The sequence below is a fragment of the Streptomyces sp. NPDC060035 genome (assembly GCF_042736635.1).
Classification (GTDB): domain Bacteria; phylum Actinomycetota; class Actinomycetes; order Streptomycetales; family Streptomycetaceae; genus Streptomyces.
The window spans coordinates 56,803-80,092 of sequence record NZ_JBHWVO010000031.1 but is presented as its reverse complement, the minus strand read 5'-3'; the positions used below and the strand labels follow the sequence as shown (position 1 = coordinate 80,092).

Below are 23,290 nucleotides of genomic sequence, written 5' to 3'. Positions count from 1 at the left end.
CCCGGCCACTGGCCGGGCGCCCCTTCGGCGTGCGGGGTTCAGATCTTGGTGCGTGAGGTGTTGTACAGCTTCGCGGCGAGGGCCGCCGTCTCGTCCTGGGACATGGGCTTGTTCGTCATGGCGCCACCGATGTCGAAGCCGATCACGGCACTGACCGTGCTGTAGTCGGCCCAGACGCAGACCGGCATGATCATTTCCTTGGGGCCGTTGGCCGCCGTACCGTCGGCCTTCTCATTGACGATCTTCATGTTCTGGCACTTCATCAGCGCGCCTTCGAAGCCGGACGGAGTGACGCTCTTGGGGCTGCCCACCAGCGAGCCCGTCATGTCCTCGTCCTGCGTCGCCTCCTTCTCGGCGTTCTTGAAGAAGCCGTCGATGGTCGAGGCAGGGTCGTCGATCTCACCCCAGGCACCGGCGAGGATGAGCATCTTCGTGGTGAGCGGGTTCTTCGCCATGTCACCGCTCACGTACTGGGCGCCCGCCTCCGACGGGTTCTTGATCCCGGCGGCCTCGGCTTCGGCCTTGTCCTTGCCGGTCATCGGACCCGAGGGTGCTGAACTGGACGTGTCCTTCTTGAAGTCGTCCACCGAGGCGGCCGGCGTCAGCTTGTAGCCCTTGGTGGAGTCCGCCACGTCGCTGTTGCTGCTTCCGCCGCCCGAGGTGAAGAAGTACACCCCGCCCGCGACGACCGCCAGTGCCACAACGGCCGAGCCGATGATCAGGCCGGTCTTCTTCTTCGGCGCGGCCGGAGGCACCTGACCGCCGTACGCCTGCTGGCCGCCGTACGGGGGTGTGGGCGGCTGCTGGCCGTACGGGCCCGGCTGCTGGGCCTGCGGGTAGCCGTAGCCCTGCGGGGGCTGCTGCGGCGGGACACCCTGGGGGGCCTGCTGCGGGTAGCCGTAACCGGGCTGGCCCTGCGGCGGGCCCTGCGGCGGGCCCTGCGGCGGGCCCTGCGGCGGCTGACCGCCGTACGGGCCCGGCTGCTGGCCGTAGGGTCCGGGCTGGCCCTGCGGCGGCTGACCGCCGTACGGGCCCGGCTGGTTGTAGCTCATTGGGCTGTCCCCTCCAGAATGCTTATGCGTTGCGAACATCCTGACGGAAGCGGCCCTGACATGGGGCATCGAGCCGTACACCGTTACTGAACAAACCGGTTTCAGTGCACGACTGTGACGGGCCTAAACTGTGGCGCGTGACCGAGAACCCTTCGCAGCAGCCAGCCAGCACCCCCGAACTGCCGACCCAGTACGCGCCGGCCGAGGTAGAGGGGAAGCTGTACGAGCGCTGGGTAGAGCGCGGTTACTTCACGGCCGACCCGGACAGCGAGAAGCCCCCGTACACGATCGTCATCCCGCCGCCCAACGTCACCGGGGCGCTCCACCTGGGACACGCCTTCCAGGTCACGCTCATGGACGCGCTGACCCGGCGCAAGCGCATGCAGGGCTTCGAGACCCTGTGGCTGCCCGGCATGGACCACGCCGGGATCGCCACCCAGAACAAGGTCGAGCAGCAGCTCGCGGAAGAGGGCAAGTCCCGTCAGGATCTGGGACGTGAGCAGTTCACCGAGCGTGTGTGGCAGTGGAAGGAAGAGTTCGGCGGCCGGATCCTCGGTCAGCTGCGCCGTCTCGGTGCCGGCCTCGACTGGTCCCGCGAGCGGTTCACCATGGACGAGGGCCTGTCCAAGGCCGTCCAGACCATCTTCAAGAAGCTGTACGACGACGAGCTGATCTACCGCGCCGAGCGCATCATCAACTGGTGCCCGCGCTGTCTGACCGCGATCTCCGACATCGAGGTCGACTATCAGGACGACGACGGCGAGCTGGTCTCGCTGAAATACGGCGAGGGCGACGAGACACTCGTGGTCGCCACCACGCGTGTCGAGACGATGCTCGGTGACACGGCGGTCGCCGTCCACCCCGACGACGAGCGGTACGCGCACCTCATCGGCAAGCGGATCAAGCTGCCGCTGACCGACCGTACGATCCCCGTCGTCGCCGACCACCACGTCGACCCGGAGTTCGGTACCGGCGCCGTCAAGGTCACGCCCGCCCATGACCCGAACGACTTCGCGATCGGCCAGCGGCACGGCCTGGAGTCCATGACGATCATGGACGAGCGCGGGGTCATCACGGTCCACGGCCCGTTCCAGGGGCTCGACCGCTTCGAGGCACGCTCCGCGATCGTCGCCGCCCTGCGCGAGCAGGGCCGTGTCGTCGCCGAGAAGCGCCCCTACGTCCACTCCGTGGGTCACTGCTCGCGCTGCAAGACGACCGTCGAACCGCGTCTGTCACTTCAGTGGTGGGTCAAGGTCGAGACGCTCGCCGGGGCCGCGGGCGACGCAGTCCGTGACGGTCGCGTCGAGCTCCACCCGAAGGACATGGAGAAGCGGTACTTCGACTGGGTCGACAACCTCAACGACTGGTGCATCTCGCGCCAGCTCTGGTGGGGGCACCGCATTCCGGTCTGGTACGGGCCGGCGGGCGAGGTCGTCTGCGTCGGACCCGACGAGGAGCCGCCGAGCGGTGACGGCTGGACCCAGGACCCCGATGTCCTCGACACGTGGTTCTCCTCCGGACTGTGGCCCTTCTCCACGCTCGGCTGGCCCGAGGAGACTCCGGACCTCAAGAAGTTCTACTCGACCGATGTCCTGGTCACCGGGCACGACATCATCTTCTTCTGGGTCGTCCGGATGATGATGTTCGGTCTGTACGCGATGGACGGCGAAGTGCCGTTCAAGACCGTTGCGCTGACCGGCCTCGTCCGCGACGAGTTCGGCAAGAAGATGTCCAAGTCCAACCCCAACGCCGTCGATCCGCTCGACTGGATGGACAACTACGGCTCCGACGCCGTCCGCTTCACCCTCGCCAAGGGTGCCAACCCGGGCGCCGACGTCCCGATCGGCGAGGACTGGGTCCAGGCGTCCCGCAACTTCGCCAACAAGATCTGGAACGCGACCCGCTTCGCGATGATGAACGGCGCGACCGTCGAGGGCCCGCTGCCTCCCGTCGAGCAGATGTCCGCGACCGATCGCTGGATCCTGTCGCGTCTCAACGCGACGGTCGCCGAAGTCGACGCGTTCTACGACGACTTCCAGTTCGCCAAGCTCAGCGAGTCGCTCTACCACTTCGCGTGGGACGAGGTCTTCGACTGGTACGTCGAGCTGTCCAAGACGACGTTCTTCGCGGGCGGCGAGCAGGCCAAGGTGTCCGCCCGGGTCCTCGGTGAGGTCCTCGACGTGACGCTGCGGGTCCTGCACCCGATCGTTCCGTTCGTCACGGAGCAGCTGTGGACGACTCTCACCGGTGGCGAGTCCCTTGTCGTCGCCGACTGGCCCGAGGACTCCGGCTTCCGCGACGACGCGGCCGAGAAGGAGATCGAGCTCGTCCAGCAGGTGGTCACCGAGGTCCGCCGGTTCCGCTCCGACCAGGGCCTGCAGCCCGGCCAGAAGGTCCCGGCCGAGCTCACTCTGACCGGCACGGCGCTCGCCCCGCACGAGGCGGCCATCCGGCAGCTGCTGCGTCTGCAGCCCGCCGGTGACGGCTTCCACGCCACGGCGACGCTGCCGGTCGCGGGAGCCACGGTTGCCCTGGACCTCTCCGGCACGATCGACGTCGAGGCCGAGCGCAAGCGCCTGACGAAGGACCTCGGCGCTGCCGAGAAGGAGAAGGCGCAGGCCAACGGGAAGCTCAACAACGAGGCATTCCTGGGCAAGGCACCTGACAACGTGGTCGACAAGATCCGCGGCCGGCTCGCGAAGGCCGAGGCCGACATCGAGCGGATCACCGCTCAGCTGGCGAATCTGCCGCAGAGCTGATGACCTGAGGGCGAAGCCCCCGCACCCCCGACCGACCGGGGGAGCGGGGGTTTCGCTGTGCTGTCGGCACTCTGCCGCCGGGCGCTGCGCGCGTTGTCGGTGCCCATCCGTAGACTGGCCCTGTGAGTGAGCCCCGCCCTTCAGACCGGCACGACGCGTCAGAGTCCGACGACACCTTTGAGGAGATCGTCGACGAAGCGACCCAGCGCGACCCCGACCTGGCGGTGATCGAGGCAGGGAGCCGCACGCTGCGCACCCAGTCGGGACCGCCCCAGGGCGACGCGGTCCCCGCCCGTCCCACCGACCCCGAGATCGACAAGGCGCTGCGCGCCGTGGAGCAGGAGCTCGCCGGACGCTGGGGCGAGACCAAGCTCGAACCGTCGGTGACACGCATCGCGGCACTGATGGACGTGCTCGGCGAGCCGCAGCGCGCCTACCCCTCGATCCACATCACGGGGACGAACGGCAAGACCAGCACGGCCCGCATGATCGAGGCCCTGCTCAACGCCTTCGAGCTGCGCACCGGCCGCTACACCTCTCCGCACGTCCAGTCGATCACCGAGCGGATCAGCCTGGACGGCACCCCGATCGAGGCCGAGCGCTTCATCGAGACATACGAGGACATCAAGCCGTACGTCGAAATGATCGACGCCCAGCAGGAGTACCGGCTTTCGTTCTTCGAGGTGCTGACGGGCATGGCCTACGCGGCCTTCGCCGACGCGCCGGTCGACGTCGCGGTGGTCGAGGTCGGCATGGGCGGCACCTGGGACGCGACCAACGTCATCGACGCCTCGGTCGCCGTCGTCACCCCCATCTCCCTGGACCACACCGACCGCCTCGGCTCCACCCCCGCCGAGATCGCGGGCGAGAAGGCCGGAGTGATCAAGCAGGGTGCGACGGTGATCCTGGCCCAGCAGCCGGTCGACGCCGCGCAGGTCATGCTGAAGAAGGCCGTCGAGGTGGACGCCACGGTGGCCCGCGAGGGCATGGAGTTCGGCATCGTCTCCCGTGAGGTCGCGGTCGGCGGCCAGCTGCTGACGCTCCGGGGCCTCGGGGGAGAGTACGAGGACGTCTTCCTCCCGCTGTACGGCGCCCATCAGGCGCACAACGCCGTGGTGGCGCTCGCCGCCGTCGAGGCGTTCTTCGGCATCGGCGCCGAGCAGGCCCGCAGCCTCGACATCGAAGCGGTCCGCAAGGCCTTCCTCGCGGTGCTCTCGCCGGGCAGGCTCGAAGTCGTACGGTCCAGCCCGACCGTCGTCCTGGACGCGGCCCACAACCCGGCCGGTGCGCGTGCCGCCTCCGAGGGGATCTCCGAGGCGTTCAGCTTCTCCCGGCTCATCGGGGTCGTCGGCGCCAGCGAGGGCAAGGACGTCCGGGGGCTTCTCGAAGGATTCGAACCGATCTTCGCCGAGGTCGTCGTCACCCAGAACTCCAGCCCTCGCGCGATGGACTCGGACGAGCTGGCCGCGGTGGCCGTCGAGGTCTTCGGCAACGACCGTGTGCAGGTCGAGCCCCGCCTCGACGATGCGCTGGAGGCCGCCATCACCCTCGCCGAGGAAGACGCGGAGTATGCGGGCGCCGGAGTCCTGGTGACCGGATCCGTGATCACGGTCGGCGAGGCCCGGCTGCTCCTGGGAAGGCGCTGACCTGTGCGTACGCTCTGTGCATCGACGCTGATCGGCGAGTTCTTCGTGATCGGCTTCGCCGGACTCGTTGCGATGAAGTCCGACGACATGTCCATGGCCACGGTCTGGACGGTCTGCGGCATCGGCATGCTGCTGTCCGTCCTGCTCTGTGGTGTGATCACCCGCCCCGGTGGCATACAGCTCGGCTGGGCGCTGCAGATCGTCCTGGTGCTGAGCGGCTTCGTCGTCCCGATGATGTTCATCCTCGGCCTGGTCTTCGGGGCGCTGTGGTGGGCCTCGGTGCACTACGGCCGCAAGATTGACGAGGCGAAGGCGCGGTGGGCGGCGCAGGCCGAGGCGCAGGAGAGCGCACAGGCGCCGGCCGGAGGATGACGCAGCGTAAACCCGCCCGTCGGCCCGTTCCCGTACCCCTGTAATCTCGCTTCACCGCACCCGCAGTCTGCAAGGAGCCGCACATGACTCAGCGCACCCTCGTCCTTCTCAAGCCGGATGCCGTCAGGCGTGGGCTGATCGGCGAGATCGTCGGCCGCATCGAACGCAAGGCCGGCTGGACGATCACCGCGCTGGAGCTGCGTACGCTCGACCAGGAGACCCTGGAGCAGCACTACGGCGAGCACAAGGGCCGCCCGTTCTACGAGCCGCTCGTCGAGTTCATGGCCTCCGGCCCCGTCGTCGCTCTCGTGGCCGAAGGTGAGCGGATCATCGAGGGTGTTCGCGCCCTGGCAGGACCCACGGACCCGATCGCCGCCGCGCCCGGCTCGATCCGTGGTGACTTCGGGACGGTCACCCGGGAAAACCTCATCCACGCCTCGGACTCCGAGGAGTCCGCAGAGCGAGAACTGAAGCTGTTCTTCCCCGGACTTTCCTGACGTCGGCTCGGCCAATCAGCGCTCATGACCTGGGGCGACCGAAGGAATTCGGTCGCCCTTCGGCATAGGGTTACGGATCGCGGGAACGCATCCCTCCGACGTAACGTCACCATGGGTGGAACGGGCAGCCGTTCCGCTCACATTGGCGAAGGACCCTCGCGCTGTGTCCGTGCTAACGGCACTACGATGGAAGCTTCCACGCCCGCAGCGCCAACCCTCGCCTACCTGAACAAGCCATTTTTCGCTTCTTGGGAAGGCCCGACGCATCCTCATGGGGAACAAGGGGAACTCAATGTCGTTCATCGGCCGTGACATGGCTATCGACCTCGGGACTGCCAACACGCTGGTGTACGTCAGGGGGCGCGGCATCGTCCTGAACGAGCCGTCCGTCGTGGCCATCAACACCAACACCGGCGGCATCCTGGCGGTCGGCTCCGAGGCCAAGAAGATGATCGGCCGTACGCCGGGCAACATCGTTGCCGTACGGCCTCTGAAGGACGGCGTGATCGCCGACTTCGAGATCACGGAGCGCATGCTCCGCTACTTCATCCTCAAGATCCACAAGCGCCGCTACCTGGCCCGCCCGCGGGTTGTCGTCTGTGTGCCCTCCGGCATCACAGGGGTTGAGCGACGCGCCGTCATCGAGGCGTCGACGCAGGCCGGTGCCCGCCAGGTGCACATCATCGAGGAGCCCATGGCCGCGGCCATCGGCTCCGGCCTGCCGGTCCACGAGGCCACCGGCAACATGGTCGTCGACATCGGTGGCGGCACCACCGAGGTCGCCGTGATCTCGCTCGGCGGAATCGTCACTGCCCAGTCGATCAGGGTCGCCGGTGACGAGCTGGACAACGCGATCATCCAGCACATCAAGAAGGAGTACTCGCTCCTCCTCGGTGAGCGCACCGCAGAACAGATCAAGATCACGATCGGCTCGGCGTTCGACCTGCAGAAGGAAGAGCACACGGAGATCCGCGGACGCGACCTGGTCTCCGGACTGCCCAAGACCGTGGTCATCTCGGACACGGAGGTCCGCAAGGCCATCGAGGAGCCGGTCAACGCGATCGTCGACGCCGTGAAGACGACGCTCGACAAGTGCCCGCCGGAGCTCTCCGGCGACATCATGGACCGCGGCATCGTCCTCACCGGCGGCGGCGCGCTCCTGCGCGGTCTCGACGAGCGGCTGCGTCACGAGACGGGTATGCCGATCCACATCGCCGAGGACCCGCTGGACTCGGTGGCACTCGGATCCGGCAAGTGCGTCGAGGAGTTCGAGGCGCTCCAGCAGGTGCTGGACGCCCAGCCCCGACGGTAGAACCCGACGTTCCGCCGTACGGGCGCTGCCGCCCCCGTACGGCGGAACGTTGATATACAGGCACCAACATTCCGACGAGGAAGGCACGGCCGCCGCACGTGAGGGACACACGAGAGAGCCGGCTGCTCCTGGTGCTGCTGATCGCCATCGCATTCGCCCTGATCACGGTGGATATCCGCGGTGGTGAGGAGTCGCCGGTGGATGGCGCCCGGCAGGCCGCCGCCACGGTCTTCGGACCGGTCGAGAACGGCGTCGCGGCGGCGGTGGACCCGGTGGGCAACGCCATCGGTGCCGTACGGGACTCCGGCGAACGCCACGACCGGATCGCAGCCCTGGAGCAGGAGAACGCCGCACTGAAGGCGAAGCTCGGCAGCGACGACCGCAACAGCAGCAAGGTCCGCCAGCTCGACACCATGCTCAAGGCCGCCGGGGCAGGGCAGTACGGCATCAAGGGCGCCGAGGTCATCGCCATAGGAGCGGCCCAGGGCTTCTCCTGGACGATCACCATCGACGCGGGATCCAACGACGGCGTCAAGCGCGACATGACCGTACTCAACGGTGAGGGGCTCGTCGGCCGCGTCACCACCGTCGGTCCGAACACCGCGACCGTCCTGCTGGCCAACGACCCCGACTTCACCGTCGGCACCCGGATGGAGAAGACCGACGAGCTCGGCTTCGCCACCGGACAGGGCTCCCGGCCGCTGTCGGTCCAGTTCCTCAATGGCAAGGCGGAGGTCAAGAAGGGCGACCGGCTGGTCACCTTCGGATCCAGCAAGGACAAGCCCTTCGTCCCCGGCGTCCCGGTCGGCGAAGTGGTCCGCGTGGATCCGTCGGGCGGCGACCTGACAAGGACCGTCTACGTCCGCCCGTTCGTCGGCTTCACCAAGCTCGACATCGTCGGCATCGTCGTCCAGGCACCCCGTGAGGACCCCCGCGACATGGTGCTGCCGAAGCAGCCCAAGAAGCCGGAGAAGCCGAAGCCCACCCCGACCGTCACCGTCACGGTCCAGCCGAACGGCGACCTCGTCGACGGCAGCGGCAAGGTCGTCGGGAACGTCAACGAGAAGCCCGATGCCGACACGACCGGGAACGCCGATGCGAACGCACCCGGCAATGCCGATCCGAACGCATCCGGCAATGCCGACCCGAACGCCGGTAACGCGGCAGACGAGCAGGAATAGAGCTGATCCCCATGCCCTTCAACCGGACTCTGCTCTCCGTCACCCTGGTCGTGGTCGCCCTCGTCGTCCAGGTCTCCATACTGGCCCGCCTCCAGCTCCCCGGCGCCACCCCCGACCTGCTGCTGCTCGTCGTGCTCGGACTCGCCTTCGTGTACGGGCACGTCAGCGGCGCACTCATCGGCTTCGGCGCGGGCCTCCTCGCCGACCTGGCCCCGCCCGCCGACCACGCCGCCGGGCGCTACGCCCTGGTGCTCTGCGTCATCGGATACCTCGCCGGTCTGGCCCGGCCCGAGAACGGCCAGCTCAAGTCGGCCTTCGCCCCGATGGCCGTCGTCGTCGCCGCGGCCATCGGGTCGACCCTGCTCTACGCCGGTGTCGGCGCCCTCGTCGATGACACGGCTGCCCGCCATGTCGGCCTGGGAAGCCTGCTGTTCACCGCCGCCGTGTACGACCTGCTCCTCGCGCCGTTCACCGTTCCGCTGATCATGGCCCTCGCCAGACGCACCGAGAACGACCCGATCGCCGACAGTTCCGGCGGCGGCGATGTCGCCGCGGGCTGGCTGGCCTCGGGCACCGGGCTGCGTGTCGGCAGCCAGCGGGGCGGACTGCGCATCAAGGCCGCCCGCAATCGCGCCGCACGTGCAGGAAGGATCAAGGGGGTCAAGCGACTGTGAGCAATATTCCGGAGACGGGCCGGACCCAGCGGGTCCAGATCCGTCTCGTCGTCATCCAGGTCCTCGTCTTCTCCCTGCTCCTGACGCTCGGCGGCCGGCTCTGGTACCTCCAGATCCGCAACGGCCAGGAGTACACCGACGAAGCCAAGAACAACCACGTGCAGCAGGTCGTACAGCCCGCCGTCCGCGGCTCCATCCTCGACGCGCGCGGCGTACCCCTCGCCGACAACGAGACCCGCCTCGTCGTCTCCGCCAGCCGCACCGAGCTGATGAAGATGAAGGACGACGGCATCGGCGTCCTCACCCGGCTCGCCGGCGTCCTGGACATGAAGCCCAAGGACGTCCTGGACAAGGTCCGGCTCTGCGACTCGAAGACCCCGCAGCCCTGCTGGAACGGTTCGCCCTACCAGCCGATCCCGGTCACCGACGAGGCCACCACCCAGCAGGCCCTGCAGATCCGTGAGCGTGCCGAGGACTTTCCCGGCATCACCGCCGAACCCACCGCCGTACGCCGTTACGCCGCGCCCGGCAAGGCCAACACCGCCCAGGTGCTCGGTTATCTCTCGCCCGTCACCGACGAAGAGGTCACCAAGGCCCAGGACTCCGAATCGCCCTACCTCCGCTCCGACCAGGTAGGCCGGTCCGGACTGGAGCGCACGTACGACAAGGAGCTGCGCGGCAAGGCGGGCGTCACCCGCTACGAGGTCGACAACCTCGGTCGCGTCATCGGTGAGGCGAAGAACGACGAGGCGGAGCCCGGCGCCAGCGTTGTCACCTCCATCGACGCCCGTGTCCAGGCCGTCGCCGAGTACGAGCTCAACAAGGCGATGGAGACGGCCCGCAAGGAGATGGACCGCAACACCAACGAGCTCTACAAGGCGGACTCCGGTGCCGTCGTCGTCATGGAGGCCAAGACGGGCCGCATCGTCTCGATGGCCTCCCTGCCGAGCTATGACCCCAACGCCTGGATCGGCGGTATCTCCGCCAAGGACTACGCGAAGCTCACCGGCAAGAAGTCCAACTTCCCGCTGCTGAACCGTGCCATCCAGGGCACCGCTGCCCCCGGGTCGATCTTCAAGGTCATCTCCTCGACCGCCGCGGTCAACGCCGGATACGACTTCGACGGCAACTACCCGTGCCCGAGCTCGTACTCCGTCGGCGGCCAGGTCTTCAAGAACTTCGAGTCCCAGGGCTACGGCAGCATCAGCATCGGCCGTGCCCTGGAGGTCTCCTGCGACACCGTCTACTACGGCCTCGCGCACAGGGAGTGGCAGAGGGACGGCGGGAACAAGCCGAAGAAGAACACCAACGACTGGTTCTACAAGACCGCGCACCAGTTCGGCCTCGGCAAGGAGACCGGCATCGACCTCCCCAACGAGGTCTCCGGCCGTGTCCCCGACCGTCAGTGGAAGCAGAACTTCTACGACGCCAACAAGGCTTCCTGGTGCAAGCAGGGCAAGAAGGACGGCACGTACGTCGAGAAGATCGCGTACGAAGGCTGCCTCGAGGGCTACAAGATGCGCGCCGGTGACTCCGTCAACTACTCGATCGGTCAGGGCGACACCCTCGTCACCCCGATCCAGATGGCGACCATCTACGCCGCGATCTCCAACGGCGGCACGCTCTACGACCCGACCGTGGGCAAGGCCGTCGTGAGCGGCGACGGCAGGACGGTCCAGGAGATCAAGCCCCAGGCGCACGGCAAGCTGCCCTTCAAGGGCGAAACCCGCGACAAGATAGACGAAGCCCTCGCGGGAGTCGCGACCCGGGGCAGCGCCGCCTGGCGATTCGGTGGCTGGCCCCAGGACAAGATCCCGATGCACGCCAAGACAGGCACGGCCGAGGTCTACGGCAAGCAGACGACCTCCTGGTTCGCCACGTACACCAAGGACTACTCGATCGTCATGACGATCTCCCAGGGCGGTACGGGCTCCGGCGCCTCGGGCCCCGCCGTGCGCAACATCTACAACGCGCTCTACGGACTCGACGCCGCCGGAAAGCAGGACCTGAAGAAGGCGCTGCTGCCCAAGCCCCAGAAGGCCCTGCCGAAGATCCAGCCGGACGGTTCGATCGACACCCCGAAGATCAAGCCGTACACCCCCGAGCCCCCCGCCGAGGAGGGCACACAGGCACTCGCACTCGCCGGAGTGCCGGGGAGGCGGGACTGATGGCCGGCTTCTCCGTCTCGCGCTACGCCCCCGAACGCTCCTCCTGGGCCAAGCTCACCGCGCGCGACTCCGTCGTCCGGCGGCTGGACTGGCCCCTGCTCGGCTCGGCGCTCGCGCTGTCCTTCATCGGCTCGCTCCTCGTCTGGTCGGCGACCCGCGGCCGTGACTCGCTCACCCACGGCGACCCGTACTACTTCCTGTTCCGGCACGCCCTCAACACCGGCATCGGTGTGGCTCTGATGGTCGGCACGATCTGGCTCGGCCACCGCACCCTGCGGGGAGCCGTCCCGGTCCTCTACGGCCTCTCGGTGCTTCTCGTCCTGGCGGTCCTCACACCGCTCGGTGCCACCGTCAACGGCGCGCACGCCTGGATCATCATCGGTGGCGGCTTCTCGCTCCAGCCCTCCGAATTCACCAAGATCACGATCATCCTGGGCATGGCGATGCTGCTCGCCGCCCGGGTCGACGCGGGCGACCAGCTGCATCCCGACCACCGGACCGTCGCCAAGGCGCTCGGCCTGGCGCTCGTCCCGATGGCCGTCGTCATGCTGATGCCCGACCTCGGCTCCGTCATGGTCATGGCTGTCATCGTGCTGGGCGTCCTGCTCGCCTCCGGAGCGTCCAACCGCTGGGTCTTCGGACTCCTCGGCGCCGGGACGACGGGAGCCGTCGCCATCTGGCAGCTCGGCCTGCTCGACGACTACCAGATCGCCCGCTTCGCGGCCTTCGCCAATCCGGCGCTGGACCCGGCCGGTGTCGGCTACAACACCAACCAGGCCCGCATCGCCATCGGTTCCGGCGGGCTCAGCGGCACCGGGCTCTTCAAGGGCTCCCAGACCACGGGTCAGTTCGTGCCCGAACAGCAGACCGACTTCGTCTTCACGGTCGCGGGCGAAGAGCTCGGCTTCCTCGGTGCCGGTCTGATCATCGTCCTGCTCGGCATCGTCCTGTGGCGCGCCTGCCGGATCGCCCGCGAGACGAGCGAGCTCTACGGAACGATCGTCGCCGCCGGCATCATCGCCTGGTTCGCCTTCCAGTCCTTCGAGAACATCGGAATGACCCTCGGCATCATGCCGGTGGCGGGACTCCCGCTGCCGTTCGTGTCCTACGGAGGATCATCGATGTTCGCCGTATGGGTGGCGATCGGGCTGCTCCAGTCGATCAGGGTTCAGCGGCCGATAACGGCCTGAGTAATGCTGCGACCCTGCACGATCGCGCCGATCGCGGATAGATTCGTCCTATGGCGGACTCGAAGCGTGAGGTCGAGCGAAAGTACGAAGCGACTCCCGAAACCCGGCTGCCGGATCTGACCCGTGCGGCCGGTGTTTCGGCCGTCGTCCACCGCGGCCTGACGGAACTCGACGCCGTCTACTACGACACCGAGGACTTCCGGCTGGCAGCCGGCTCCCTCACGCTGCGACGCCGGACCGGCGGTGACGACGCCGGATGGCACCTCAAGATCCCCGTCTCGGCCGGCATCCGCGACGAGATCCAGGCCCCGCTCACCGACGACCTGCCGCCCGACCTCACCGGACTCCTCCGCTCCCGTGTACGGAACACCGCGGTGAGCCCCGTCGTCCGGATCCTCTCCGCACGTGACATCCACCATCTCCTCGACGAGGACGGCGTCCTGCTCGCCGAACTGAGCATCGACGAGGTTCTCGCCGAGCGCCTCACCGAAGAGGGCCACGGCACCACCTCGGCCTGGACCGAGATGGAGGTCGAGCTGGCCGACGACGGCGACCCCGCCGTCCTCGACGCCGTCGAGCGCCGGCTGCTCAAGGCAGGCGTGCTCCCCTCGGCAGCACCCTCCAAGCTCGCCAGGGCGCTGGCCGAGACGGACCCGGAGAAGCCGCGGCAGACGAAGAAGAGGGCATCCCCGCACGACGCGGGCGGCCACGTACTCGCCTACGTACACCGTCAGATCACCGCCGTCATCGAGCTCGACCCCGCAGTACGCCGTGACCTGCCCGACTCCGTGCACCGCATGCGGGTCGCCACCCGACGGCTGCGCAGCGCCTTCAGGACGTACCGCAAGATCCTCGACCGGGCCGTCACCGACCCGCTCCGCGACGAGCTGAAGTGGCTCGCCGCCGAGCTCGGGGTCGACCGCGACCAGGAAGTCCTCGACGAACGGCTCCGCTCCCGCGTCGCCGGGCTGCCGGACATCCTGGTCCTGGGCCCTGTGAGTGCTCGGCTGCAACTGTCCCGGGTCGCCGGGAGTACCGGGGCACGGCGCCGGGTCGTCTCCGCGCTCGACGGGGATCGCTACCTGGCCCTCCTGGAGTCCCTCGACGCCCTCCTCGCCGACCCGCCCCTGCGGCCCGACGCCGCCCGGAACCCGGGGGATGTCTTGCCCCGCGCCGTGCTCAAGGACTACGAACGCCTCGCCACCCGCATCGGCCACGCACTGGAGCAGCCCCCGGGCCACGACCGGGACCTTGCCATGCACGAGGCTCGTAAGGCCGCGAAACGTGTCCGGTACGCAGGAGAGGCCGCACGGCCCGCGCTGGGCAAGCCCGCCAAGAAGTTCGCCAAAAAGATGAAAGCGGTGCAGTCGGTCCTCGGCGACCACCAGGACAGCGTCGTGGCCCGGGACGCCCTGCGCACGCTGGCCTCCCAGGCCCACGGGGCGGGGGAGTCCGCCTTCACCTGGGGCCTGCTGTACGGACAGGAGGAGGCCGCGGCGGCCGACCGGGAACGCGAGCTGCCCGAGGTCTGGGCGCGGGCGTCGGAGCCCGGACTCCGCGCGGCGTTGAAGGGCTGAGTGCCGGGGTACGCTGGATGGTCACCCCTGCCAGCTCACGAAGGTCCTCAGATGTCTGCCGAGTCGGTCTTCCCACAGCTCGAAGCTCTGCTCCCGCATGTGCAGAAGCCCATTCAGTACGTCGGCGGTGAGCTGAACTCCACCGTCAAACCGTGGGACGAATGCGACGTCCGCTGGGCACTCATGTACCCGGACGCCTACGAGGTCGGACTCCCCAACCAGGGCGTCATGATCCTTTACGAGGTGCTCAACGAGCGCGAAGGCGTCCTCGCCGAGCGCACGTACAGCGTCTGGCCGGACCTCGAAGAGCTCATGCGCGAGCACAAGGTGCCCCAGTTCACCGTGGACAGCCACCGCCCCGTCGGCGCGTTCGACGTGTTCGGACTGAGCTTCTCCACCGAGCTGGGCTACACCAACATGCTCACCGCCCTGGACCTCGCGGGCATTCCCCTGGAGTCCAAGGACCGCACCGTCGATCACCCGATCGTGCTGGCGGGCGGCCACGCCGCGTTCAACCCCGAGCCGATCGCGGACTTCATCGACTGTGCGGTCATCGGCGACGGCGAGCAGGCCGTCCTGGAGATCACCGAGATCATCCGCGCCTGGAAGGCCGAGGGCCGGCCCGGTGGCCGCGAAGAGGTGCTCTTCCGCCTGGCGAAGACCGGCGGGGTGTACGTCCCCGGCTTCTACGAGGTCGAGTACCTTCCCGACGGCCGCATCGGCCGTGTCGTGCCCAAGAAGTCCGGCGTGCCGTGGCGGGTGTCCAAGCACACGGTCATGGACCTCGACGAATGGCCGTACCCGAAGCAGCCCCTCGTGCCCCTCGCCGAGACCGTCCACGAGCGGATGTCGGTGGAGATCTTCCGCGGCTGCACCCGCGGCTGCCGTTTCTGCCAGGCCGGCATGATCACGCGCCCCGTGCGGGAGCGAAGCATCACCGGCATCGGCGAAATGGTCGAGAAGGGCCTCAAGGCCACCGGTTTCGAGGAGGTCGGCCTCCTCTCGCTCTCCTCCGCGGACCACACCGAGATCGGTGACATCGCCAAGGGCCTCGCCGACCGGTACACCGACGACAAGATCGGCCTCTCGCTGCCCTCCACCCGGGTCGACGCGTTCAACGTCGACCTGGCCAACGAGCTGACCCGCAACGGCCGCAGGTCCGGTCTCACCTTCGCCCCCGAGGGCGGCTCCGAGCGCATGCGCAAGGTCATCAACAAGATGGTCTCGGAGGAGGACCTGATCCGCACGGTCGCCACCGCGTACGGCAACGGCTGGCGCCAGGTGAAGCTGTACTTCATGTGCGGCCTGCCCACCGAGACGGACGACGACGTTCTCCAGATCGGCGACATGGCGGTCAACGTGATCGCCAAGGGCCGCGAGGTCTCGGGCCAGAACGACATCCGCTGCACCGTCTCCATCGGCGGCTTCGTCCCCAAGCCGCACACTCCGTTCCAGTGGGCCCCGCAGCTCGGCGTCGAGGAGACCGACGCCCGGCTGAAGAAGCTCCGCGACAAGATCCGCGACGACAAGAAGTACGGCCGGTCCATCGGCTTCCGTTACCACGACGGCAAGCCCGGCATCGTCGAGGGGCTGCTCTCCCGGGGCGACCGCCGGGTCGGTTCCGTGATCCGCGCGGTGTACGAGTCCGGCGGCCGTTTCGACGGCTGGCGCGAGCACTTCAGCTACGACCTCTGGATGAGGAGCGCCGAGAAGACGCTGCCCGCATTCGGCGTGGACGTCGACTGGTACACCACCCGCGAGCGGACGTACGAGGAGGTCCTGCCCTGGGACCACCTGGACTCCGGCCTCGACAAGGACTGGCTCTGGGAGGACTGGCAGGACTCGCTCGACGAGACCGAGGTCGAGGACTGCCGCTGGACCCCCTGCTTCGACTGCGGAGTGTGCCCGCAGCTCGACCTGGACATCCAGATCGGCCCGACCGGCAAGAAGCTCCTGCCGCTCACCGTGGTGAAGTAGTACCGAAACAACCGTCCGGGTGACAGCCCGGTGACGAAGGCCCGGCCGGGGAAACCCTTGCCCGGGCCTTCGCGTCATGTACTGCATGGACTACGACAAGCGGCCGGCGCCCGAGCAGTACGAAGGCGGGGAGGGCTGTCTGACCACCCTCATCAGGATTCCGGTACGGATCGTGGTCCTCGTCCTGGTCCTGCCCGTACGGATGATCTGGGACGTGCTCGTCGCGGGGCTGCGGGTCCTGGACCGTGTGCTGCTGCGTCCGCTGGGACGCGCCCTGGAGTGGCTGTACGACACCGTGCTCACGCCGGTCGGGCGGGCCCTCGCGTGGCTGGCCGTCGCCGTCCTCGTGTGGCCCTGGATCGGGCTGTGGCGGTATGTCGTCGTCCCCGTCGTCCGCTACGGGATCGTCGCCCCGCTGGTGTGGCTCCACGGGGCCGTCCTCACCCCGGCCGGGCACGGGCTGCGATGGGTGTACCGCACGCTGCTCGTCCCGGCCGGCCGGGCGGTCGGCGCCGCTGTTGCCGGGCTGTTCACCGTGCTCCTGGCATGGCCGGTGGTCGGCCTGTGGCGCTACGTCCTGAAGCCCCTCGGAGTCGCCGCCGACTGGCTCGTCACGCACCTGATCGTGATGCCTGTCGCCTGGACGTACCGGTACCTGCTCACCCCGGTCGGGCACGGCATCGTGTGGGTGCTCACCCAGCTGGGGCGCGGGATCGCCGCCACCGGGCGGGGCCTCGGGGCTGCCGCTGTCTGGCTGATCATGACGCTGCTCGTCCTGCCCCTCGCCTGGGTGTACCGGCATGTCCTGGCTCCCGTCGGCCGGGAGATCGCCGCCGCGGTCGGCGTCGCCTGGCGGATCGCCGGATACATCTCCCGGGCCGTCGGCCGCGCCCTGGCGTGGCTGGCGTGGCACCTGGTCGGTGCGCCGGTGACCTGGGTCTATCGCACGGTGTGCACGCCGGTCGGACACTTCGTACGTGACGCGGTGTGGGCACCGGTCGAACGGGCGGCACTGGAGGCGGGACGCGCCGTCCGGAGTGCGCTGAGCGCGGCCCGCGAGAGCGTGCGCACGGCCCGCCGGGACGCATGGCGCGCACTGGTGGGACCGCCGCAGGTCACAGAGGTGCGGGAACTCCAGGGGTCTGCTGCGCGTACCCTGGGTAGAACAACGACTGTCCCCAGCGCGGCGCCCGCACCAGAGATCTCCCTGCTTGCCGACAAAACCGTCGAGCGGGGGTGAGCCGGAGCGGCACCCCGGGGCACCCCGCACTTCGTGGGCGGTACGCCACCGCGTTCGCCCCGCACCGAGGAGAAGAACCACTGGGCAAGCGACAGCCCGAAGGCCCGCCGCCCGCACCGGCGGTGCAGCGCATCCGACTGCGCTACACCAAGCGGGGCCGCCTCCGGTTCACCAGCCACCGAGATTTCCAGCGCGCCTTCGAACGGGCACTGCGCCGCTCCGAGGTGCCCATGGCCTACTCGGCGGGCTTCACCCCGCACCCGAAGGTGTCGTACGCCAACGCCGCCCCCACGGGTACGGGCAGCGAGGCCGAGTTCTTGGAGATCGCCCTCACCGAGGCGCGGGACCCGGGAACACTGCGCGATCTGCTCAACGCGTCGATGCCGGACGGTCTCGACATCATCGACGCGGTGGAGGCCCACACCTCGGGCCTCGCCGACCGGCTCACCGCCTCCGTGTGGGAGATGCGGCTGGACGGAGTCGCCGTCGAGGACGCCCGGAAGGCCGTTGCCGCGTTCCTGGCCGCCGAGGCAGTGGAAGTCCAGCGGCGTGCGAAGAACGGGATGCGGACCTTCGACGCCCGTGCGGCTGTCGTCGATCTGCAGGCTCTTGATCCAGAGCCTGATAGGTCCGGGGACAGGCCCTGTGCGATACTGCGGCTGGTTGTTCGGCACGTGACACCTGCCGTGCGACCCGACGACGTCCTGTCCGGTCTCCGAGCTGTGGCCGACCTGGCGCCGCCGGTCCCCGCAGCGGTGACCAGGCTGGCGCAGGGGCTCTTCGACGAGGAGTCCGGCACGGTGACCGACCCGCTCGCGCCTGACCGCGAGGCAGCCCCGGCCGTTCTTGTGACGGCCGACCGGCCCGCCGTCGCGACGGCGCCGGAAGGTGCAGGTTCCGCGTAAGGCGGTCGTTGTAGCGCAGCCCTTGGACTCGGGAGCCACCTGGGTCGGGCCGCGCACCGCCCCATAAGACTTTCGCCAGGCCGTGCGTAATCGCGTACGGAACCGGCGAGCCAGACATCAGCTCCCGTGCGGCGCCCGCGCCCCGGACGGCGGTATCGCGCAATCACGTGAACCGTGCCGGACCGGAATCAGGCGTGGCGCCCGGGAGCGTGACGGGAGAACCGCCCGCATGCTTGAGCCGATCGAACCCGGTACCGCCGGGAACACCGAAGACAACACCCCCGGGGACAAGCTGCCGCCGCGCCGCAGGCGCCGCGCAGCCTCCCGCCCCGCCGGCCCGCCGTCGGGTGCGCCGGGTGCGGCCGCCGCCGAGGACGCCACGCCGGCCATACCGGCCGAGGACGCCGCGGTGGCCGGGACAACCGGCACCGGGACGACTGAGACCGCCGAAGCGGCGGCCCCGGCACGTACGCGCCGTCGCGCGGTGCGCAAGGCGACCGCTCCCGCGGGTGCGCCGCAGACTCCCGAGGTCGTGGAGCCCGTCGCCGCGGCACCCGCGGAGACCCCGGCCGAGACTGCCGAGGTCCCTGCGGCTGCTGAGACGGGCGGCACCGTCGAGGCTGCGCCTCCGGCACGTGCGCGCCGTCGCGCGGTCCGCAAGGCGACCGCTCCCGCGGGTGCACCGCAGACCGCAGAGGTCGTGGCCGAGCCGGTCGCGGAGGTTGCTGAGCCGGCCGCAGAGGTTGCCGAGGCGCCTGTGGCGGAGGCCCCGCGTGGCCGTCGTCGTGCCACGCGTAAGGCGACCGCTCCGGCGGGTGCCCCGCAGACCGCCGAAGCCGCCGCGGAGGACATCGTCGTGGCCGAGCCGGTCGAGGCCGCCGAGCCCGCTGCCGCCGCTGAGGCCAGTGAGACCCCCGAGCCCGCTGCCGCGCCTCGCGGCCGTGCCCGGCGCCGTGCGTCGGCTCCGGCCGGTGCGCCGCAGGGCGCGCAGGTCACCGAGGTTCCGGCCGAGGCCGTGACCGTGGCCGAGCCGGTCGCGGAGGTTGCTGAGCCGGTCGCAGAGGTTGCCGAGGCGCCTGTGGCCGAGGCCCCGCGTGGCCGTCGTCGTGCCACGCGCAAGGCGACCGCTCCGGCGGGTGCCCCGCAGCCGACCGAGGAGGCTGCCGAACAGGCCGCCGCCGAGACCGGTGAGAGCCTTCCCGCGGCTGTCGCCGAGGAGCTCGCCGCCGAGACCGAAGAGGTCGAGGAAGCCGCACCGCGAGGCCGTCAGCGCCGCCGGGCCACCGCCGCCGCAGGCAGGCCGGAGTTCACCGGCAAGGTCGAGGAGCCGGTACGCAAGGGCCGTCGCGCGACGCGCCCCGCCGTCGCCGTCTTCCAGGCGCCGGTCTTCGCCGAGCCGATGTTCCAGACCCCGGAGACCGCGGCTGCCGCAGCGGCTGCCGCCGGTTCCGGGTCGCAGTACGAGGAGAACGACGAGTTCGAGGAGCAGAAGGCTCCGGAGCGGGCGCCGCGCAGGACCGCACCCGCACAGGCCGCCGAGCCCGAGCCCGAGACCGCCGCACCCGCGCAGGCCGCCGAGGCCGCGCCGCAGGGCGGTTCGCGCCGTCGTCGCCGCCGTCGCGGTGAGGCCGTGGAGACCGAGCCGGCCGCGACGCCCGTCACCCTCCCGGTGGAGGAGCCCGTCGAGGACGAACACGAGGCCGAGCCCGAGGCGGAAGCCGAGCACGAGGACGACTCGGACGAGTACGGCGACCGCCCCTCGCGCCGTCGCCGTCGTGGTGGCCGCCGTCGCCGTCGCGGTGAGACCAACGACGCGGACGACGCCGATCAGCACGACGAAGCCTCCGAGGACGAGCAGGAGCAGGACGAGGACAACGACGAGGACGACGAGTCCTCGGCGGCCGGATCCAGCAGCAGCCGTCGCCGTCGCCGTCGTCGCCGCCGCAGCGGGGACGCCTCGGGCGAGGACGGCGCCACGGGCCAGGACGACCCGGAGCGTACGGTCGTCAAGGTCCGCGAGCCGCGCAGGAAGGAAGCCGAGCGCGAGCCCGGCACCGGCTTCGACGAGGTCCAGTCCATCAAGGGCTCGACCCGTATGGAGGCCAAGAAGCAGCGTCGCCGCGAAGGCCGTGAGCAGGGCCGCCGCCGCGTCCCGATCATCACCGAGGCCGAGTTCCTGGCGCGCCGCGAGGCCGTCGAGCGGGTGATGGTCGTCCGCCAGAGCGGCGAGCGCACCCAGATCGGCGTCCTCGAGGACAACGTGCTCGTCGAGCACTACGTCAACAAGGAGCAGGCCACCAGCTACGTCGGCAACGTCTACCTGGGCAAGGTGCAGAACGTACTGCCGTCCATGGAGGCCGCGTTCGTCGACATCGGCAAGGGCCGCAACGCGGTCCTGTACGCCGGTGAGGTCAACTTCGAGGCGCTCGGCATGGCCCACGGGCCGCGCCGTATCGAGACCGCTCTGAAGTCCGGCCAGTCGGTCCTCGTACAGGTCACCAAGGACCCGATCGGCCACAAGGGCGCCCGCCTGACCAGCCAGGTCTCGCTCCCCGGCCGCTACCTGGTCTATGTGCCCGAGGGCTCCATGACCGGCATCAGCCGCAAGCTGCCCGACACCGAGCGGGCCCGGCTGAAGACCATCCTCAAGAAGATCGTTCCCGAGGACGCGGGCGTCATCGTGCGCACCGCGGCCGAGGGCGCGAGCGAGGACGAACTGCGCCGCGATGTCGAGCGGCTGCAGGGCCAGTGGGAAGAGATCCAGAAGAAGTCGAAGAGCAGCGGGAGCACCAACGCCCCGACGCTTCTCTACGGCGAGCCGGACATGACCGTCCGGGTCGTCCGCGACATCTTCAACGAGGACTTCTCGAAGGTCATCGTCAGCGGTGACGACGCCTGGGAGACGATCCACGGCTACGTCTCGCACGTGGCACCGGACCTCAACGACCGTCTGTCGCGCTGGACCTCCGAGGTCGACGTCTTCGCGACGTACCGGATCGACGAGCAGCTGATGAAGGCGCTGGACCGGAAGGTCTACCTTCCGAGCGGCGGTTCGCTCGTGATCGACAAGACCGAGGCGATGGTCGTCGTCGACGTCAACACCGGCAAGTTCACCGGGCAGGGCGGCAACCTCGAGGAAACCGTCACCAAGAACAACCTGGAGGCGGCCGAGGAGATCGTGCGCCAGCTGCGGCTGCGCGACCTCGGTGGCATCGTCGTCGTCGACTTCATCGACATGGTGCTGGAGTCCAACCGGGATCTGGTGCTGCGGCGTCTGCTGGAGTGCCTGGGCAGGGACCGTACGAAGCACCAGGTCGCCGAGGTCACATCGCTGGGCCTGGTCCAGATGACGCGCAAGCGGGTGGGCCAGGGTCTGCTGGAGTCCTTCTCCGAGACCTGTGTCCACTGCAACGGCCGCGGCGTGATCGTGCACATGGAGCAGCCGACGTCCGCAGGTGGCGGCGGTGGTGGCGGCAAGCGCTCCAAGAAGCGCGGACGCGGTGGCGCAGGCCAGGACCACGACCACGACCACGACCAGCACGTCCAGGACCACGAGTACGACGAGCACGCGGTCGAGAGTGAGGCCGAGGTGGCGGCCGAGGTCGCCGCCCCGGTGGCGCTGCCCGAGCCGGAGTTCGTCGCGGACGAGGAGCTCTACAGCAGCCCGGCCGAGGCCGAGGCAGCAGCGACGCGCGGCCGTGGCCGTCGGCGTGCGACCCGCAAGGTGTCGGCTCCGGCCGGCGCGCCGCAGGCCGCCGCAGCCCCTGCACCGGTGGCCGAGCAGGCCCCGGCCGCCGAGGCGGAGCCGCAGGCCGAGCCGGTCGCCGAGACCCCGGTGGCCGTCCCGGCCCCCGAGGCCGAGGCCGAGCCCGCACCCGCGGGGCGTACGCGCCGCAGGGCCACCCGGAAGGCGACCTCTCCGGCCGGTTCGCCCAAGTCGGCCGATGTCGCGCAGCCGGTCCAGCCGGCCCAGCCCGCGGCGGAACCCGTCGCGGTCGAGGACCCGGTCGTCGAGGCCCCCGCGGCCGAGGCGCCGGCTCCCGAGGCTCCGGCAGCTGACGAGGTGTCCGCTCCGGCCGCCCCGCCGCGTGCCCGCCGCCGGGCGACCCGCAAGGTCACCGCTCCGGCAGGTTCGCCGACCGGTGCGGAGGATGCGGCGGTCGTCGTGGTCACGGGCAGCCCCGTGACCGAGCCGGCCACCCCGTCCGACGCCCCGGCGGAGGACGAGTCCGGCACGGAAGCGGAAGCCCCGGCCAAGAAGACGGCTCGCAAGACCGCCAAGAAGGCGACGGCCAAGAAGGCGGCCACCAAGACGGTCGCGAAGAAGACGGTCGCGAAGAAGACCGCTGAGAAGAAGACGACTGCGAAGAAGGCAACGGCCAAGAAGACCGTCGCCGCCGAGCAGTCATCGCAGTCCGTGACCGCTTCTGCACCGGCCGACCCGTCCTGATCAGCGATCGGCTGAGCATTTCGTAACCGGTTGTTCACCGATCCGTGTCCCGCCCCGAAGCCTTCGGGGCGGGACACCTGCTTTGTTTCAGAACTGATGCACTTGGCGGTTAACGGGCCCGAAATCGCCTGAGAAATCCCTGATAATGTGACGGCGGTCGTCGGCCTGTCAGGTTCTCTCACAGAACTACGGTCGGTGACCGACCCGGTTCAGGACAGACTGGGCCCAGATTCCTCGGTAGGGCGTCGGCATTGTGCCGGTGGGGTTATGCGCGGCCTCGTGAGACGTCC

Annotated in this window: 15 protein-coding genes; 14 read left to right on the top strand and 1 reads right to left on the bottom strand. The window is 69.4% G+C overall.

Features of this window, described 5'->3' with window-relative positions; all coding sequences use genetic code 11:
* Positions 1–38: 38 nt before the first annotated feature.
* A complete protein-coding gene (locus tag ACFWBQ_RS33305; protein WP_385505841.1) occupies positions 39–1,052 on the bottom strand; it encodes a hypothetical protein in 1,014 nt (337 codons plus the stop codon).
* Positions 1,053–1,189: 137 nt separating this feature from the next.
* On the opposite strand from ACFWBQ_RS33305, the gene ACFWBQ_RS33300 reads away from it, so the two are divergent.
* The 14 genes from ACFWBQ_RS33300 (at position 1,190) to ACFWBQ_RS33235 (ending at position 23,000) form a co-directional block, all read left to right on the top strand.
* Positions 1,190–3,811 carry a valine--tRNA ligase gene (locus ACFWBQ_RS33300; RefSeq protein WP_385505839.1) on the top strand — a complete coding sequence of 874 codons (2,622 nt, stop codon included), beginning with the start codon at positions 1,190–1,192 and terminating at the stop codon, positions 3,809–3,811.
* Positions 3,812–3,933: 122 nt separating this feature from the next.
* Complete coding sequence (locus tag ACFWBQ_RS33295) at positions 3,934–5,457, top strand: bifunctional folylpolyglutamate synthase/dihydrofolate synthase (RefSeq protein WP_385505835.1); 1,524 nt, start codon at positions 3,934–3,936, stop codon at positions 5,455–5,457.
* A gap of 3 nt (positions 5,458–5,460) precedes the next feature.
* Positions 5,461–5,829: a DUF4233 domain-containing protein gene (locus ACFWBQ_RS33290; RefSeq protein ID WP_385505833.1), complete on the top strand. Its 369-nt coding sequence runs from the start codon at positions 5,461–5,463 to the stop codon at positions 5,827–5,829.
* Positions 5,830–5,912: 83 nt separating this feature from the next.
* On the top strand, positions 5,913–6,326 hold the full coding sequence (ndk, locus tag ACFWBQ_RS33285) for a nucleoside-diphosphate kinase (protein ID WP_329211101.1): 414 nt from the start codon (positions 5,913–5,915) through the stop codon (positions 6,324–6,326).
* 292 nt (positions 6,327–6,618) lie between these two features.
* Positions 6,619–7,638 (top strand): rod shape-determining protein, encoded by a 1,020-nt coding sequence (locus ACFWBQ_RS33280; RefSeq protein WP_385505830.1) that lies wholly within the window; start codon positions 6,619–6,621, stop codon positions 7,636–7,638.
* Positions 7,639–7,736: 98 nt separating this feature from the next.
* On the top strand, positions 7,737–8,819 hold the full coding sequence (mreC, locus tag ACFWBQ_RS33275) for a rod shape-determining protein MreC (protein ID WP_385505824.1): 1,083 nt from the start codon (positions 7,737–7,739) through the stop codon (positions 8,817–8,819).
* An 11-nt stretch (positions 8,820–8,830) separates the two neighbouring features.
* Positions 8,831–9,493 carry a rod shape-determining protein MreD gene (gene mreD, locus ACFWBQ_RS33270; RefSeq protein ID WP_385505821.1) on the top strand — a complete coding sequence of 221 codons (663 nt, stop codon included), beginning with the start codon at positions 8,831–8,833 and terminating at the stop codon, positions 9,491–9,493.
* Entirely contained in the window at positions 9,490–11,661 is a 2,172-nt protein-coding gene (gene mrdA / locus ACFWBQ_RS33265) for a penicillin-binding protein 2 (RefSeq protein WP_385505817.1), read from the top strand. Before mreD ends, mrdA begins: the two co-directional genes overlap by 4 nt.
* Complete coding sequence (rodA, locus tag ACFWBQ_RS33260; RefSeq protein WP_385505813.1) at positions 11,661–12,851, top strand: rod shape-determining protein RodA; 1,191 nt, start codon at positions 11,661–11,663, stop codon at positions 12,849–12,851. The genes mrdA and rodA overlap by 1 nt, the downstream gene beginning before the upstream one ends.
* Before the next feature lie 50 nt (positions 12,852–12,901).
* Positions 12,902–14,428 carry a CHAD domain-containing protein gene (locus tag ACFWBQ_RS33255; protein ID WP_385505809.1) on the top strand — a complete coding sequence of 509 codons (1,527 nt, stop codon included), beginning with the start codon at positions 12,902–12,904 and terminating at the stop codon, positions 14,426–14,428.
* Between the two features lie 51 nt (positions 14,429–14,479).
* Entirely contained in the window at positions 14,480–16,405 is a 1,926-nt protein-coding gene (locus ACFWBQ_RS33250) for a TIGR03960 family B12-binding radical SAM protein (protein WP_385505806.1), read from the top strand.
* Between the two features lie 85 nt (positions 16,406–16,490).
* A complete protein-coding gene (locus ACFWBQ_RS33245; RefSeq protein ID WP_385505804.1) occupies positions 16,491–17,645 on the top strand; it encodes a hypothetical protein in 1,155 nt (384 codons plus the stop codon).
* A 122-nt stretch (positions 17,646–17,767) separates the two neighbouring features.
* On the top strand, positions 17,768–18,550 hold the full coding sequence (locus ACFWBQ_RS33240) for a TIGR03936 family radical SAM-associated protein (RefSeq protein ID WP_385505847.1): 783 nt from the start codon (positions 17,768–17,770) through the stop codon (positions 18,548–18,550).
* 229 nt (positions 18,551–18,779) lie between these two features.
* Positions 18,780–23,000: a ribonuclease E/G gene (locus ACFWBQ_RS33235; RefSeq protein ID WP_385505802.1), complete on the top strand. Its 4,221-nt coding sequence runs from the start codon at positions 18,780–18,782 to the stop codon at positions 22,998–23,000.
* Positions 23,001–23,290 lie beyond the last annotated feature (290 nt).

Excerpts from the sequence above, each read along its gene's own strand:
- ndk (WP_329211101.1), top strand. The coding sequence starts at position 5,913 with ATGACTCAGCGCACCCTCGTCCTTCTCAAGCCGGATGCCGTCAGGCGT.
- ACFWBQ_RS33235 (WP_385505802.1), top strand. The coding sequence starts at position 18,780 with ATGCTTGAGCCGATCGAACCCGGTACCGCCGGGAACACCGAAGACAAC.
- mreD (WP_385505821.1), top strand. The coding sequence starts at position 8,831 with ATGCCCTTCAACCGGACTCTGCTCTCCGTCACCCTGGTCGTGGTCGCC.
- ACFWBQ_RS33245 (WP_385505804.1), top strand. The coding sequence starts at position 16,491 with ATGGACTACGACAAGCGGCCGGCGCCCGAGCAGTACGAAGGCGGGGAG.
- ACFWBQ_RS33250 (WP_385505806.1), top strand. The coding sequence starts at position 14,480 with ATGTCTGCCGAGTCGGTCTTCCCACAGCTCGAAGCTCTGCTCCCGCAT.
- rodA (WP_385505813.1), top strand. The coding sequence starts at position 11,661 with ATGGCCGGCTTCTCCGTCTCGCGCTACGCCCCCGAACGCTCCTCCTGG.
- ACFWBQ_RS33255 (WP_385505809.1), top strand. The coding sequence starts at position 12,902 with ATGGCGGACTCGAAGCGTGAGGTCGAGCGAAAGTACGAAGCGACTCCC.
- ACFWBQ_RS33305 (WP_385505841.1), bottom strand. The coding sequence starts at position 1,052 with ATGAGCTACAACCAGCCGGGCCCGTACGGCGGTCAGCCGCCGCAGGGC.
- ACFWBQ_RS33280 (WP_385505830.1), top strand. The coding sequence starts at position 6,619 with ATGTCGTTCATCGGCCGTGACATGGCTATCGACCTCGGGACTGCCAAC.